This window comes from Aliiroseovarius sediminilitoris (assembly GCF_900109955.1).
Classification (GTDB): Bacteria; Pseudomonadota; Alphaproteobacteria; order Rhodobacterales; family Rhodobacteraceae; genus Aliiroseovarius; species Aliiroseovarius sediminilitoris.
On sequence record NZ_FOJB01000001.1, the window covers coordinates 977,258 to 991,651 of the forward strand.

Here is a 14,394-nt window from a genome sequence, read left to right on the forward strand (position 1 = left end):
TCAGCGACTTTCATCCGCATTCATCTTGCGCTCCAACCACCGCACACCCGCCGAGATAATCAGGACCAATACCAGATACTCAAGGATCAGCAGCGTATAGATTTCCAGCGGCCGGTATTCGGTGACGACCAATTCATTGGCCCGGCGGGTCAGTTCTGCCATTCCGATCACGGACGCGAAGGCGGACATTTTTACGATATAGATGAACTGGTTGGCCAACGGCGGCAGGATGCGCCGCACCGCTTGCGGCAGGATGACATAGCGCATTGCCTGCGCCCGACTCAGCCCGATGGTCTGCGCGGCCTCGGCCTGTCCGCGCGGGACAGCCTGAATGCCGGACCGGAAGATCTCGGCAGTAAACGCACTGTCCGAGAGGGCCAGCGTGATCACCGCGCCCCAGAACGGGTCGATGTTGAGGTTGACGCCCATGGAGCGCAACACGACCGGCAAGCCGTAATATACCCAAAACAGCATCGGCAGCAGGGGGATTGCCCGAATAATCTCGACATAGATGCGGTTGGGCAGGCGCAACCAACGGCTTTGGGCGAAAGCGGGCAGGGCAACAAGCAGGCCGACGATGATCGACGCGACCGCCGCCAAAACCGAGATCTGGATGGTCGCCGAAAACCCTCGCAGCAGAAACTTGATATTGGTCCAACCCGCCGTGGTAGACGGGTCAATCACATACCAGCCCCACGTCCCCGGCGGGGCCGAGCAGGCGACCAAGGTGAAGAGCGAAAGAAGCGCAAGCGACAGGCGGATTTTGGTCATCGTCATCCCCTAATGCTTCAAAATCTTGTCCAGAAACTGCGCGAACCGGGCAGATTTCGGCGAAGAAAAGGCGATTTCGGGCGAGTCAACCTCGACCACCTCTCCGGCATCCATGAAGGCGATGCGGTCGGCCACCCGGCGCGCGAACCCCATTTCGTGGGTCACGCAGATCATCGTCATACCGTCGCGGGCCAGATCTTCCATTACTTCCAATACTTCGGCGATCATCTCGGGGTCGAGCGCAGATGTGGGTTCGTCAAACAACATCAGTTTCGGATCCATGCACAGAGAACGGGCAATCGCCACCCGTTGCTGCTGGCCGCCAGACAGTTGGCCGGGACGTTTCATTGCCTGTTCAGGGATGCGGACACGTTCCAGATAGGCCATGGCACGGTCGCGGGCTTCCAGCTTGGGCATCCCCAAAGCGCGCATCGGGCCAAGGATCAAATTGTCCAGAACGGTCAGGTGGGGAAACAGGTTAAACTGTTGAAACACCATGCCAATATCGCCGCGTCCTTGTGCATCTACGGGCTGTCCGTAAAGTGTGATGGTGCCTTCCTGATGTTTTTCCAATCCGGCCAGAAGCCGCACGACGGTGGACTTCCCCGACCCAGACGGGCCGCAGATCACCAGCTTTTCACCATGGTCCACCTCCAGCGTGATGTCGCGCAACACCTGAAAATCGTCGTACCACTTGCTGACATGCGCCATGGTGATCGCGTGCTTGCCTTGGTTAATGTTCGCCACTTGTTCTATTGCCCGCGATCTGTTCAACTGATCGTGAGCGGCTCATCCAAGTGCTGCCTCGATCCGTAGTCTGTTTGTTAAGGTATACGGACAAGCAACGAACTTGATAACCACCAAAAGGACACCGCGCGATGAAGTTACTGCGAACACTTGGGGCCGGGCTGCTGGCAATGACGATGCTGGCAGGCGGGGCGCAAGCCCAGTCCGCCCTGAATGACATTCTTTCCGGCGGCGTCCTGAAGGTGGGCACGACCGGAGACTGGAACCCGATGACGATGAAAGACCCAGCCACGGACAGCTACCGCGGCTATGACATCGACATCATGACCGAACTGGCCAAGGACCTCGAGGTCAATCTGGAATTTGTTCCCACCGATTGGAAAACACTGGTGAACGGGATCGTGGCGGGCAAGTATCACATGACCGGCTCTGCCTCGATTTCGCCGTCGAGGATGAAGGTGGCGGGGTATTCCGAACCCTATATTTCGGTGCAAATTCTGCCGTTTACCACGTCTGACAAGGTGGGGAACTATGACGGCTGGGATGCAATCAACAAGCCTGACGTGAAGGTGGCAACAACGCTTGGCACTTCGTTCGAAGGGATGGTGCGCAGCTGGTTCCCGGAAGCCGACATCAAGGTGGTCGAAGCGCCCGCCCGTGGCTATCAAGAGGTTCTGGCCGGTCGCGCCGATGTCTTCATCACCTCGAACATCGAAGGTGCCACCCTGACCGAGAAGTTTCCGCAAGTGGCCGCCATCCCTGTCGACGCGCCGCGCGCGCCGACACCGATTGCGATGCTGTTGCCGCAAGGCGATCAGGTGTGGATCAACTATGTGAACAGTTGGGTGAAGCTGAAGAAGGAACAGGGCTTCTTTATGGAAACCGCCGCGAAATGGGGTCTGTGACACGGGCCGTATGATAGCTGAAAGGCCGGGTGATGTGTCCGGTCTTTTTCTTTTCTGTCATGACAGCTTGGCCGTTTGATAGAGTTTCACCTTGGTGCCGCCGTGATCAACTGGCGGGCCGGGGGGCAAGAAGGGCAGGCCAGTTGCCTTGGCCAAGCCGCCGTCGCTGGTGATGATCGCCACACGCCAGCCCGCAAACCGCTCCAGCAAGACCTTGCCCAAGGTGCCATAAAGCGCGAACAGAAGCTTCTTGTTGCCGATCCGCCCGCCGTAGGGCGGGTTCACGATGACAAGGCCGGGTGTAATGTTGGGGCGTTGCAGATCACTGATTGACCCTTCGGTGAATCGGGTCAGCGGTGTGATCCCGGCGGCATCCGCATTCTGCCGGCTGTTGGCAATCGCGCCAGCGTTCCTGTCTGATCCAAAAAACCGGGGTGGTCCCTCGGGCGTTGTGCCTTCTGCCGCCGCTTTCATCTTCGCGAAGGTTTCGGCATCAAAACTGGCCAGATGCTCGAATGCAAAATGGCGCGCGCGACCGGGCAAAAGGCCCACTGACATCTCGGCCGCTTCGATCAGGAAAGTGCCCGATCCGCACATCGGGTCCAGCACGGGTTCGTGCCCGTCGTATCCTGCTGCTTTCAGGAACAAGGCCGCCAGCGTTTCACGCATCGGGGCCTTGCCGGTGGCGGTCTTGTAACCTCGCTTATGCAGGCTTTCGCCGGACGTATCCAGGCTGATCGTCACCAGATTGTCGTCGATCCGCACCTTCAGAACCAGGGCGGCGTTTTTCGAGATCGTGGCGCCCAGTTCCTCGGCAATCGCTTTCTCGACCCGTTGGGCGGCGGCCCTGTGGTGATAGATCTTCGACCGCTTGCACACCGCCTCGACACGCACCGGCATATCTGACCGCAGAACCTCCCCCCACGGAAATTTTCGTGCACGCTTGTCCAGTTGGGCCAGATGAAATGCCCGGAAACTGCCCAGCCGCACCAGAACGCGGGTTGCGCCGCGCAGTGTCAGGTTGGCACGCCAGATCTCGGACCAGTCGCCATGGATGGTGACGCCGCCGGGGCAGGTTGTTGGGGTGGCAAAGCCTGCCGCGCGCGCCTCGTCCGCAAGCACGGGTTCGAGGCCCGGCGGCGCAACAAGGAAGATTTCAAAGGCGTTGGTGTCAGTCATGGCCTCCCATAGCCCAAAGGCGCATATGGGGCGAGATGTATTATTAGACCTTCAATTCTTTGGACGGAATGATGGGGAAGAAGACACCGCCGGACCACAGACCGAACCATTGGTCCCCCTCGTGCTCCTTATGCGTGCCCAGATCCACCAGACGATAGAAACTCTTGCGATCAATCAGCGCCTCAAGATTGGTGCGCACCAGCACATAGGGCGACGGCTCGCCGGTTTCGGGGTCGCGTTCGACACGGATGGGCGCATCTGGCCCGGCCACGGTTTCGTCGCCCACATTGGTGGTGAAGGTCAGAACCTGATCGCGCCCTGTGCCTGACGCTTCGAAGTCGATGGCGACAAATGGTGCGTCATCCACCGTGATCCCTACTTTTTCGACCGGGGTGACAAGGAAATACTCGTCGCCATCCTTGCGAATGATGGATGAAAACAACTTCACCAACTCGTGCCGTCCGATGGGCGTGCCAAGGTAAAACCACGTCCCGTCGCGTGCGATCCGCATGTCAAGATCACCGCAAAAATCAGGATTCCAAAGATGCACCGGCGGTGGCCCCTTTTTGCCGGCTTTTCGGGCGGCAGTGGCCAGCGTTTCGGTCATGTTTCCGCCGACAGCCGCTTTTTCCGGCGATTTCCCGTCATTTGGCGCTTTTGTCATTTGTTCCCCCGACGCGTTTGGCCTTTAATGAAATGTAATAGTCGAGCGGAGGAATTTCCATGACCAACGATGCCATTCTGGACGAGATCGAAGCCCTTGGTGACACGCTGGCGCGGGCGAAATCGGTGATTGCGCGCCGGATTATTGGTCAGGATCAGGTTGTTGAGCTGACACTCTCGGCGCTTTTGGCTGGCGGCCATGCGCTTTTGATCGGGTTGCCGGGGTTGGGCAAGACACGTCTGGTGGAAACAATGTCCACCGTGATGGGCCTGCGCGAAGGGCGCATTCAGTTTACGCCAGACCTGATGCCTTCGGACATCCTCGGAGCCGAGGTTCTGGAAGAAAGCGCCGAGGGCGCACGGTCGTTCCGGTTCCTGAAAGGGCCGATCTTCTGCCAGCTTCTGCTGGCGGACGAGATCAACCGCGCCAGCCCGCGCACCCAATCGGCATTGTTGCAGGCGATGCAGGAACATCAGGTTTCGATTGCAGGCCAGACCCACCAACTGACCGCGCCCTTCCATGTGCTCGCCACGCAAAACCCGTTGGAGCAGGAAGGCACGTATCCTTTGCCCGAGGCGCAGTTGGACCGTTTCCTTTTGCAGATTGATGTCGAATACCCTGACCGCGATGCTGAACGCGATATTCTGCTGGCGACCACCGGCACCGAGGATGCGCAGGCCGAAGCGATTTTCTCGGCGGTGGAGCTGATTGCCGCTCAGAAACTGTTGCGCCGGATGCCGGTTGGCGAAAACGTGGTCGATGCAATCCTTGACCTTGTGCGCGCCTGTCGTCCTGATGATGAAGCTGCTTCACAGATCGTGCGCGACACGGTCAGTTGGGGGCCGGGGCCGCGCGCGGCGCAGGCCTTGATGCTGCTGACGCGGGCGCGTGCTTTGATCGACGGGCGATTGGCACCGGGGATCGATGACGTGCAGGCGCTCGCGCGTCCGGTTCTGAGCCACCGTATGGCGCTGAGCTATGGCGCACGGGCAGCCGGTCACGATCTGGCTGGCGTGATTGACACTGTGGTCGACCAGACCACGCGTGCCGTGGCGGCGGCGTGACCTCCAACCCCACATTGCGCAGCCGGGCCGAGGCCCTTGCTGAACGGCTGCCCCCGCTTCTGGCCCATGCACGCCATTTGGCGGCAAGTGTGGAGTTGGGCGAGCATGGTCGGCGCAAACCGGGGCAGGGGGATGCGTTCTGGCAATTTCGCCCCGCCCAGCCCGGTGATCCGGCACACCGGATCGACTGGCGCCGCTCGGCCCGGTCTGACCACCACTATGTGCAGGAAAAGGAATGGCAGGCGGCGCAAAGCGTGTTGTTCTGGGTGAATCCGTCGCGTTCGATGGATTTCGCCTCCACGTCCGATCTGGCAAAGAAAGGTGAAGTGGCACGGCTGATCGCCATGGCGCTGGCGGTGCTTCTGGTGCGCGGCGGCGAACGGGTAGGGCTGGCCACAAGTGCCGCCCCGACTGGCCGCGGAGAGCTTGCCTTGTCGCGTATGGCGACCGCCCTTCTGACCCCGCAAGAGGCAGAGTTCACAGACCTTCCGGCGCGGTCCCGCGCGGTGTTCCTGTCCGACTTCCTTGGTGATACGGCCTCTGTGACCCGGGCCGTCACCCGCGCCGCTGATCGCGGCGTGACCGGGGTGCTGTTTCAGATCCTCGACCCTGTGGAAGAAGGGTTCCCCTTTCACGGGCGTATGATTTTCGAAGACATGTCTGGCCGACTGGAACATGATACGACCGAAGCTCATGATCTGCGCGATCGCTATCTGCACCGACTTGCGGCCCGGAAATCAGAGCTTGCCGATCTGGCACGCCGGACCGGCTGGCAGTTTCACACCCATCACAGCGGAGAGGCGGACAGCGCTGCCTTGTTGTGGCTCTTTCACGCGATTGAGGGGCACAGATGATCTTGGGCCTGCCCATCGCCTTCACGACCCCCTGGCTGCTTGCCGGGTTGGTGGCCTTGCCGGTCCTGTGGTGGCTGTTGCGGGCTATTCCGCCCGCGCCACTTCGCCAACGGTTTCCGGCTGTCACCCTGCTTTTGGACCTGGAAGATCGCGATGCGGAAAGCGACCGCACGCCTTGGTGGCTTTTATTGCTGCGACTGCTGGCAGTTGCTGCGCTGATCCTTGGGTTTGCGGGGCCGGTGTTGAACCCTGAACAACGCCAGACAGGACGCGGGCCGCTTTTGATTTTTGTCGACGCACAATGGACCGCCGCCTCGGATTGGCCGCAACGGATGGGCGCGATTGAAGATCAGCTTGATGCAGCCGCGCAGGCCGGGCGCACCGTCGCCATCGCCTTGTCGCACGAAGTTACGGAAGCCGGGGCTGACGCACCGCAATGGCAAAGCGCAGGTGATTGGCGCGCGCGGCTTTCGGGCCTATCCCCCGTGGCGTGGGATGCACCCTATGGGGCGGCGTCCGCCTGGGTTGCTGCGCTTCAGGATGCCGACACGATCTGGATCTCGGATGGGGTGGCGCGCACCGGACGGCTTGATCTGCTGGCGGAGTTTGAGGCGAAAGGCCGCGTCGATGTGCTGCAACCCACCACGCCGCGCTTTGGCCTGTTGCCTGCACGGGCAGAAGATGGCGCACTTGTTTTGGAAGCGCTGCGCAGTGGCGAGACAACCGGGGCTGATCTTGTGGTGCAGGGTATTGGCCCCGATCCGTCAGGCGTTGAACGGGTGCTTGCCTCATCGGTGCTGTCGTTCGCCGCAGGTGCCGCCCGCGCCGAGGTGCAGATGCCCCTGCCACCGGAACTGCGCAACCGGATCACCCGGTTTCAACTGGAAGATCAACGCGCCGCAGGGGCGGTGACGCTGGCTGATGACAGCTTGCGCCGTCGTCGTGTGGCGCTTCTGACCGGTACCCAGTCGCGGGAGGGGTTGGAGTTGTTGTCACCGCTACACTACCTGCGCGAAGCCCTGGTCCCGTCCGCCGAGGTGATTGAGGATGCAGCCATCGACACACTGATCGAAGCCGGGCCAGAGGTGTTGATCCTGCCCGATGTCCCCAGCCTTGTCGAACCCGACCAAAGGGCGTTGGCCGAGTGGGTGGCGCAAGGCGGGTTGCTTCTGCGCTTTGCCGGACCACGTCTGGCTGCGGCGGATACCGGGCGCGGGGTCGAGGATATTTTATTGCCCGTGCGGCTTCGTTCGGGCGGGCGCGTCGTGGGCGGCGCGATGAGCTGGGGTGCCCCGCGTGCTTTGGCGCCGTTCCCCGAAACCTCGCCCTTCTTTGGGTTGCGCGTGCCGGATGATGTGCTGGTCCGGGCGCAAATTCTGGCGGAACCCAGCCCAAATCTCGCCGACCGCACATTGGCGTCGCTGGCAGATGGCACACCGCTTGTGACCCGCAAGGCATTGGGGCAGGGACAGGTTGTGTTGTTCCACGTTTCGGCCAATGCCGAATGGTCATCGCTGGCACTGTCCGGCCTGTTCGTGCAGATGCTCGAGCGGCTCGCGATATCGACCCGCCCCGGTCAGGTCGAGGCACAAACGCTGGAAGGCACACAATGGGTTGCCGAGCGTGTGCTGGACCCGTTTGGCCAGCTTGGGCCTGCCGGGGCGCAGGCCGGGGTGGACGGGCCGCGGCTTCTGGACGGTGCGCGCGCCGAGGTGCCTCCGGGGCTTTATGCTGACGGCGATCGCCGGTTGGCGGTGAACACATTGGGGCCGGACGCGCAAATGACCCCCGCAAACTGGCCCGCACGTATCGCCCCAAGATGGGAGGACCGCAGTGCTGCCCGCAGTTTTGCGCCCTATTTGCTGGCCGCGGCCCTGATCCTTGGAATGCTGGACATTCTGGCCAGCCTTTGGATTTCCGGGCGGCTTCGCAGGAGGGCGGTTGCGACCGGGCTGCGGGTGAGTGCACTTGTTGTGACGGCGCTGCTCGCCTTGCCGAACCAAGGTGTCTCGCAGGACGCCGATACACATGAGGCAGTGATCGGCGCGGCCAGTACCGTGACGCTGGCGCATGTTCTGTCTGGCGATCCGGCCACGGATGAAATTGCCAAAGCCGGGCTTATGGGCTTGTCGGATCAGTTGTTTTCCCGCACCTCGGTCGAACCTGCGCCACCTGTCGGTCTGGATATCGAACGCGACGAGTTGTCGGTTTATCCGTTTCTCTATTGGCCCATTGGTGACACGACCCGCCAACCCAGCCCTGCCGCCTATGCCCGGCTGAAAACCTATCTTGCGGCGGGCGGGTTCATCCTGTTTGACACCCGCGACGCCGGGTTTGGCGGGGAAAGCGCCGCCGCCCGTCGACTGCGGACCATAGCTCTGCCGCTTGGCCTGCCACCGTTGGAGCAGGTGCCGCATGACCATGTTCTGACCCGCGCGTTCTATCTGCTGGAAGAATTTCCCGGCCGAGCGCGTGGTCCTGCCTGGGTCGAAGCCGCCCCACCCAACGCCGAACGCGCTGAAGGGATGCCGTTTCGCAACCTGAACGACGGTGTCAGCCCGGTGATCATTGGCGGCAATGACTGGGCAGGCGCTTGGGCAATTCGGGCAGACGGCGCACCTATGTTTCCGGTGGGTCGTGGTCAGGCAGGTGAGCGTCAGCGCGAAATGGCGGTGCGCTTTGGGGTGAACCTCGTGATGCATGTGCTGACCGGGAACTACAAATCCGATCAGGTTCACGTGCCTGCGCTGCTGGAAAGGTTGGGGGAATGAATGCCTCGGGGCTGATATTCTCGCCGGGTTTGCCCTGGCCGGTGATTGGCGTCCTCGCGGCGCTGGCGGTTGTGGCGCTGATGGTGGCGCTGTGGCGCGGCCTGTCAGGCTGGGCGCTTCGGACAGTGGCCGCATTGGCTGTTTTGACTGCTCTGATGGGGCCATCCTTGCAGCAGGAAGATCGCGATCCGTTGGCCGACATTCTTCTGGCCATCGTGGATGACAGCGCGTCGCAAACCCTGTCTGACCGACCTGACCAGAACGCCGCTGCCTTGGCGTCACTGGAGGCTCAGGTCGCCGCCCGTCAGGGGCTTGAGCTGACCACGCGCCGCCTGTCCGAATTTACCGACCCGGCAATCACTGACGGCACCCATATGATGCGCGCGATCACCGCCGCGATGGCCGATCTGCCAAGGGATCGCGTGGCTGGCGTCGTCGCGATCACCGACGGTGTGGTCCATGATGCCGAGCTTGCGCCAAACCTGCCGGCCCCATTTCAAGCCCTTCTGACCGGACGCGCGGCGGACTGGGATCTGCGCCTGTCTGTCACGGAGGCGCCCGCCTTTGCCATTCTGGGTGAGCAAACTGAAATCCGTCTACGTGTGGACGCGTTGGGCGCACCGCAGGAAACCAGTCGTCTGGTCGAGCTTTCGGTGTCGCGCGATGGTGCTGACCCAGAACCTGTGTTGGCGCAGATTGGGGCTGAAATCGTGTTGCCGCTGACCCTGACCCATGCGGGTCGCAATCTGATCCACGTGACCTTGCCCGCGGCCCCGGGCGAACTGACCGACCGCAACAATGCCGTGGTGATCGAGATCAACGGCGTGCGCGACCGGTTGCGGGTGCTGCTGGTCTCCGGCACTCCCCATCCCGGCACACGCACATGGCGTAACCTGCTGAAATCTGACAGTGCGGTCGATCTAGTGCATTTCACCATCCTGCGCCCACCAGAAAAACAGGACGGCGTACCGGTCAACGAACTCAGCTTGATTGCTTTTCCGACGCAGGAACTTTTCGTCGACAAGATCGACGAATTTGACCTGATCATCTTCGATCGCTACCGGCTACGCGGCATTCTGCCCGGCGGCTATCTGGACAGTGTGCGGTCTTATGTGGATCGGGGAGGGGCGGTTCTGATCGCAGCTGGTCCCGCGCTGGCCGGGGCCGAAAGCATCGCGCGGTCGGCTCTGGCGGGTATGTTGCCGGCTTTCCCGACAGGGCGTCTGATCGAAGACGCGTTTCGACCCGAAATCAGCGACGCGGGCGGGCGCCATCCAATTACGCGCGATTTGGAAAGTTTTGCACCGGAAGGCGGCTGGGGCCCATGGCTGCGCCGGGTCGAGCTTGAGCCGACCAGTGGCTACACGATTCTGAGCGGGCCGGATGACGCGGCGCTTTTGACTGTCGATCGCGTAGGCGATGGACGTGTGGCGCTGTTGGGGTCTGACCAAGCCTGGCTGTGGGCGCGTGGGTATGAAGGCGGTGGGCCACAATTGGAACTTTTGCGGCGACTGGCCCATTGGTTGATGCGTGAGCCCGAGCTTGAAGAAGAGGCGCTTTCGGCAACCGCCACTGAAACTGGACTGCGGATCGAGCGGCGCACAATGGACGACACTGCCCCGGATGCGACCGTGATGTTCCCGGATGGAACCGAGGCAGGGGTTGCCTTGTCTGAACGTGCGCCCGGACTGTTTGAAGGTGTGATCGTGGCAGCCGATCAAGGGCTGTATCGCATCGCGCAAGACGATCTGACAACGGTTGTGGTGCGCGGGCTTGCAGCGTTGCGCGAGTTTGAGCAACCCATCGCGAATGCAGCACTTCTGGCACCTTTGGGCCATGCCACCAACGGCGCCGTGACCCGGATCGAAGATGGTCTGCCCGGCCTGCGCCCTGTGCGCATGGGGCAATTGGCGCATGGTCGGGGATGGATCGGGTACACGCCCCGCAACGCCTATGTGACACAAGCAATCCGGCTCATCCCGCTTGCCCCGGCTTGGTTGATGCTGGCGGTTGCCGCGCTGTCGCTGATCGGTGCTTGGCTGATTGAAGGGCGCGGCGGTGCGCGGCGAACAGGCCAGCCATCTGTGCCTTGATGCTTAGCTGTCGGGCTGCATAAGCACAGACCGTGAATGTGACGCAAATTCGCGCCGATACAGGACGAACACGGTCAGCAGGGTTGCGACGATCAAGCTGATGGGGCCAAGCAACCAGGCCAGCGCCCCCAAGGCGAAATAGACCGACCGTAGCCCACGATTAAAACTGCGCGCCGCCGATATGTTGATGTCTCCGGCCTTGCGGGCGCGGGGCAGGGCGGTAGGATCGTTTGGGTCATTGGGCACCGAGGCCATGACAACCGCGCAATAGCCGAACAATCGGTGCGACCAGACGAACTTTAGAAAGGCATTGGCGAGAAACAGCACCACCAGCAGGATCTTGACCTCCCACACCAGTTCAGGGGCGCTGCTTTGGGTCAGGTCTTGGGCGACGCCGCGCAGCCGCTCGGTATTGCCCAACAGGGCCATGCCGCCACCGATGGCAATCATTGACGCCGAAGCGAAGAAACTTGCCCCTTGGCGCAGGGTGGCCAGGATGGCGCTGTCGAAGATGCGCGGGTCGCGGGCGACGAACTGGACCATCCAGTCACGCCGGTATTGGGCGACAAGCCCTGACACCGAGGGTCTGGCGGGCGACGCGAATTCTATCCGCCAGCCAATTACGGCCCAGGCAAGAATGATCAGGCAGACGGCGACACCGTCCAGGGGTGAAAACAGGGAAAGGCGTTCGGTCAGGGACATGGGCGCACGCTATGCGCATTCCTTTCGGTTGCCAAACCGGAAAATTGGTAATATATTTTTACCAATTGCAGAATCTGGAGGGCTACCGATGCAGATGCCGACCCCCGACGCCACCATTCTTGCGCGCAAAGATCAGATCGTGAAGCGTCTGCAAGCCGTGCTGCCCGATGGCGCCGTGGTGCATGACCCGTTCGAGACCCGCGCCTATGAATGCGACGCGCTGACCGCCTACAAATGCCCACCGCTCTGTGCCGTTCTGCCCGCATCAACCGCCGAGGTGTCGGCGGTCATGCGTGTCTGTCACGAAGAAGGCGTGCCGGTGGTGCCACGTGGGGCGGGCACGTCGCTGGCGGGCGGGGCGCTGCCCACGGCCGACAGTGTGATCCTTGGCGTGGCCCGGTTGAATGATGTGCTTGAAACCGATTTTGCCAACCGGATCATCCGGGTGCAATCGGGCCGCACGAACCTGTCGGTCACTGGCGCGGTCGAGGAGGAAGGCTTTTTTTATGCGCCTGATCCGTCATCTCAGTTGGCCTGTGCGATTGCTGGCAATATCGCGATGAATTCCGGCGGGGCGCATTGCCTGAAATACGGTGTGACCACCAACAACCTGATGGGTGTGACCATGGTCATGGCCGATGGAGAAGTCGTGGAAATTGGCGGGGCGCACCTGGACGCAGGCGGGTTGGACCTGTTGGGGCTGATCTGTGGGTCCGAGGGCCAATTGGGCATCGTGACCGAGGCGACCCTGCGCATCCTTGCCAAACCCGAAGGCGCGCGTCCCGTGTTGGTCGGCTTTGACAGCAACGAGGTTGCGGGGGCCTGTGTGTCCGACATCATCAAATCCGGCATCCTGCCCGTCGCGATCGAATTCATGGACCGCCCTTGCATTCGTGCCACCGAGGCGTTTGCAGGCGCGGGCTATCCCGATTGCGAGGCGTTGTTGATCATCGAGGTCGAAGGCTCGGATGCTGAGATTGACGATCAATTGTCGCGCATTACCAAGATTGCCCGCGCCCACAACCCGGTCGAGCTGCGCGAGAGCACCTCGGCCGAGGAAAGCGCGAAGATCTGGTTGGGGCGCAAATCGGCGTTCGGCGCGATGGGGCAGATCAACGATTACATGTGCTTGGATGGCACGATCCCGGTGTCGGAATTGCCCTTGGTGTTGCGGCGCATTGGCGAGATGTCGAAGGACTATGGGTTGGACGTGGGCAACGTGTTTCACGCGGGCGATGGCAACATGCACCCGCTGATCCTGTTTGACGCCAACAAACCCGGTGATCTTGAGAAATGCGAGGCATTTGGGGCGGACATACTGAAGCTCTGTGTCGAGGTGGGCGGCTGTTTGACTGGCGAACACGGCGTTGGAGTAGAAAAAAGAGACTTGATGGTTTCACAATACAACCAAAGTGATCTGGAGATTCAATTGGCGGTAAAGGATGTGTTCGATCCAAACTGGCTTTTGAACCCGGCAAAGGTGTTCCCCTTGTCGTCCACGGAAACAAGGCGCGCGTCATGACCCCTACAACAGAAGCAGAACTGGCCGAAGCGATTGCGGCGGCCAACGGTCCCTTGCGGATAGCCGGTGGCGGGACGCGTGACATCGGTGTGCCGGTCGAAGGAGCGTCGTTGTCAACCTTGGGCTTGACTGGTGTCACGCTTTATGAACCCGGCGCACTGACCTTGGTGGCGCGCGCTGGCACCCCGCTTGCCGATATCGAGGCGCTACTGGCCAGGGAAGGCCAGCGTCTGGCCTTTGAACCCGGCGACATGCGTGCGCTTCTGGGCACCAAAGGCGGGTCGACCATCGGCGGAGTTATCGCCACCAACGCTTCTGGTCCCCGGCGCATTCAGGTTGGGGCAGCCCGTGATTTCTGTCTTGGGGTCCGTTTTGTTGACGGGCAGGGGCAGGTCCTGAAAAACGGCGGGCGCGTGATGAAGAACGTGACCGGCTATGACCTTGTAAAGCTGATGGCGGGCAGTTGGGGCACGTTGGGCGTCATGACCGAGGTCAGCCTGAAAGTGCTGGCCATTCCCGAAACCGAGGCGACGCTGGTCTGCAACGATGAATCTGCTGAAACCGCCGTGGCGTCCATGGCCGCCGCCTTGGGGTCGCCCTTCGATGTGACAGGTGCGGCTATGATTAACGGGCAGACGATGATCCGGGTCGAAGGCTTGGCAAAATCCGTCGCCTATCGCGCGAAGGCCTTGCAGGACGGTGTCTTGCAGGGGTTCGATATTGTCGAAGGCGCGGCCTCGGCCAAGCTGTGGGCCGACCTGCGCGACCTGACACCCTTTGCGGGCAGGGATGGCGCAGTCTGGCGCATCTCGGTCAAGCCGTCTGACGGACCGGCTCTGGTGCGTGAACTGAGCGCGCTGTCGCCCGAGGCAATTTTTGACTGGGGCGGCGGGCTGGTCTGGCTGCGCGTGGCCGATGAAGTCGATGCGGGTGCCCAGATGATCCGCGAGGATCTTGCTTCAATCGGCGGCCATGCCACTTTGGTTCGGGCAACCACCGAAACCCGTGCCTCTGTGCCGGTCTTCCATCCGGAGCCCGCGCCCATTGCGGCCCTCAGCCGTGGCCTGCGCGCGAAATTTGACCCGCGCGGTATCCTGAACCCCGGCCTGATGGGAGCCTGAC

Annotated in this window: 12 protein-coding genes; 7 read left to right on the forward strand and 5 right to left on the reverse strand. The window is 61.7% G+C overall.

Annotated elements, in window-relative coordinates:
- Together BMY55_RS04835 and BMY55_RS04840 are read right to left on the reverse strand one after the other, a co-directional pair.
- Entirely contained in the window at positions 1-771 is a 771-nt protein-coding gene (locus BMY55_RS04835) for an amino acid ABC transporter permease (RefSeq protein WP_091432041.1), read from the reverse strand.
- A 9-nt stretch (positions 772-780) separates the two neighbouring features.
- The gene (locus BMY55_RS04840) at positions 781-1,482 is read right to left on the reverse strand and encodes an amino acid ABC transporter ATP-binding protein (RefSeq protein ID WP_091428797.1); all 702 of its coding nucleotides are present in this window, start codon (positions 1,480-1,482) and stop codon (positions 781-783) included.
- 167 nt (positions 1,483-1,649) lie between these two features.
- On the opposite strand from BMY55_RS04840, the gene BMY55_RS04845 reads away from it, so the two are divergent.
- Positions 1,650-2,423, forward strand: coding sequence for a transporter substrate-binding domain-containing protein (locus BMY55_RS04845; RefSeq protein WP_091428798.1), 774 nt, complete (start codon positions 1,650-1,652; stop codon positions 2,421-2,423).
- Positions 2,424-2,480: 57 nt separating this feature from the next.
- Here the strand turns inward: BMY55_RS04845 and BMY55_RS04850 are convergent, their stop codons facing one another.
- Together BMY55_RS04850 and BMY55_RS04855 are read right to left on the reverse strand one after the other, a co-directional pair.
- A complete protein-coding gene (locus tag BMY55_RS04850; protein WP_091428799.1) occupies positions 2,481-3,602 on the reverse strand; it encodes a THUMP domain-containing class I SAM-dependent RNA methyltransferase in 1,122 nt (373 codons plus the stop codon).
- 43 nt (positions 3,603-3,645) lie between these two features.
- The gene (locus BMY55_RS04855) at positions 3,646-4,209 is read right to left on the reverse strand and encodes a DUF1285 domain-containing protein (RefSeq protein ID WP_218142252.1); all 564 of its coding nucleotides are present in this window, start codon (positions 4,207-4,209) and stop codon (positions 3,646-3,648) included.
- A gap of 116 nt (positions 4,210-4,325) precedes the next feature.
- On the opposite strand from BMY55_RS04855, the gene BMY55_RS04860 reads away from it, so the two are divergent.
- From BMY55_RS04860 to BMY55_RS04875, 4 genes are read left to right on the forward strand one after another with little or no spacing between them, the layout of a single operon-like run.
- Entirely contained in the window at positions 4,326-5,330 is a 1,005-nt protein-coding gene (locus tag BMY55_RS04860; protein ID WP_091428801.1) for an AAA family ATPase, read from the forward strand.
- Positions 5,327-6,184 carry a DUF58 domain-containing protein gene (locus tag BMY55_RS04865; RefSeq protein WP_091428803.1) on the forward strand — a complete coding sequence of 286 codons (858 nt, stop codon included), beginning with the start codon at positions 5,327-5,329 and terminating at the stop codon, positions 6,182-6,184. The genes BMY55_RS04860 and BMY55_RS04865 overlap by 4 nt, the downstream gene beginning before the upstream one ends.
- Positions 6,181-8,955 (forward strand): DUF4159 domain-containing protein, encoded by a 2,775-nt coding sequence (locus BMY55_RS04870; RefSeq protein ID WP_091428805.1) that lies wholly within the window; start codon positions 6,181-6,183, stop codon positions 8,953-8,955. Before BMY55_RS04865 ends, BMY55_RS04870 begins: the two co-directional genes overlap by 4 nt.
- Positions 8,952-11,048, forward strand: a complete 2,097-nt coding sequence (locus BMY55_RS04875) for a hypothetical protein (protein ID WP_091428807.1) — start codon at positions 8,952-8,954, stop codon at positions 11,046-11,048. The genes BMY55_RS04870 and BMY55_RS04875 overlap by 4 nt, the downstream gene beginning before the upstream one ends.
- A 3-nt stretch (positions 11,049-11,051) precedes the next feature.
- On the opposite strand, the gene BMY55_RS04880 is transcribed toward BMY55_RS04875, so the two are convergent.
- Positions 11,052-11,750 carry a DUF599 domain-containing protein gene (locus tag BMY55_RS04880; RefSeq protein WP_091428809.1) on the reverse strand — a complete coding sequence of 233 codons (699 nt, stop codon included), beginning with the start codon at positions 11,748-11,750 and terminating at the stop codon, positions 11,052-11,054.
- Positions 11,751-11,838: 88 nt separating this feature from the next.
- Here BMY55_RS04880 and BMY55_RS04885 point away from each other — a divergent pair, with 88 nt between their 5' ends.
- Both BMY55_RS04885 and glcE read left to right on the forward strand, forming a co-directional pair.
- Positions 11,839-13,272: an FAD-linked oxidase C-terminal domain-containing protein gene (locus tag BMY55_RS04885; RefSeq protein WP_091428812.1), complete on the forward strand. Its 1,434-nt coding sequence runs from the start codon at positions 11,839-11,841 to the stop codon at positions 13,270-13,272.
- A complete protein-coding gene (gene glcE, locus BMY55_RS04890) occupies positions 13,269-14,393 on the forward strand; it encodes a glycolate oxidase subunit GlcE (protein WP_091428815.1) in 1,125 nt (374 codons plus the stop codon). The genes BMY55_RS04885 and glcE overlap by 4 nt, the downstream gene beginning before the upstream one ends.
- Position 14,394 lies beyond the last annotated feature (1 nt).

Coding starts and splice junctions, on each gene's coding strand:
- glcE (WP_091428815.1), top strand. CDS start 13,269: ATGACCCCTACAACAGAAGCAGAACTGGCCGAAGCGATTGCGGCGGCC.
- BMY55_RS04880 (WP_091428809.1), bottom strand. CDS start 11,750: ATGTCCCTGACCGAACGCCTTTCCCTGTTTTCACCCCTGGACGGTGTC.
- BMY55_RS04840 (WP_091428797.1), bottom strand. CDS start 1,482: ATGGCGCATGTCAGCAAGTGGTACGACGATTTTCAGGTGTTGCGCGAC.
- BMY55_RS04845 (WP_091428798.1), top strand. CDS start 1,650: ATGAAGTTACTGCGAACACTTGGGGCCGGGCTGCTGGCAATGACGATG.
- BMY55_RS04875 (WP_091428807.1), top strand. CDS start 8,952: ATGAATGCCTCGGGGCTGATATTCTCGCCGGGTTTGCCCTGGCCGGTG.
- BMY55_RS04835 (WP_091432041.1), bottom strand. CDS start 771: ATGACCAAAATCCGCCTGTCGCTTGCGCTTCTTTCGCTCTTCACCTTG.
- BMY55_RS04860 (WP_091428801.1), top strand. CDS start 4,326: ATGACCAACGATGCCATTCTGGACGAGATCGAAGCCCTTGGTGACACG.
- BMY55_RS04850 (WP_091428799.1), bottom strand. CDS start 3,602: ATGACTGACACCAACGCCTTTGAAATCTTCCTTGTTGCGCCGCCGGGC.
- BMY55_RS04870 (WP_091428805.1), top strand. CDS start 6,181: ATGATCTTGGGCCTGCCCATCGCCTTCACGACCCCCTGGCTGCTTGCC.
- BMY55_RS04855 (WP_218142252.1), bottom strand. CDS start 4,209: ATGACCGAAACGCTGGCCACTGCCGCCCGAAAAGCCGGCAAAAAGGGG.
- BMY55_RS04885 (WP_091428812.1), top strand. CDS start 11,839: ATGCAGATGCCGACCCCCGACGCCACCATTCTTGCGCGCAAAGATCAG.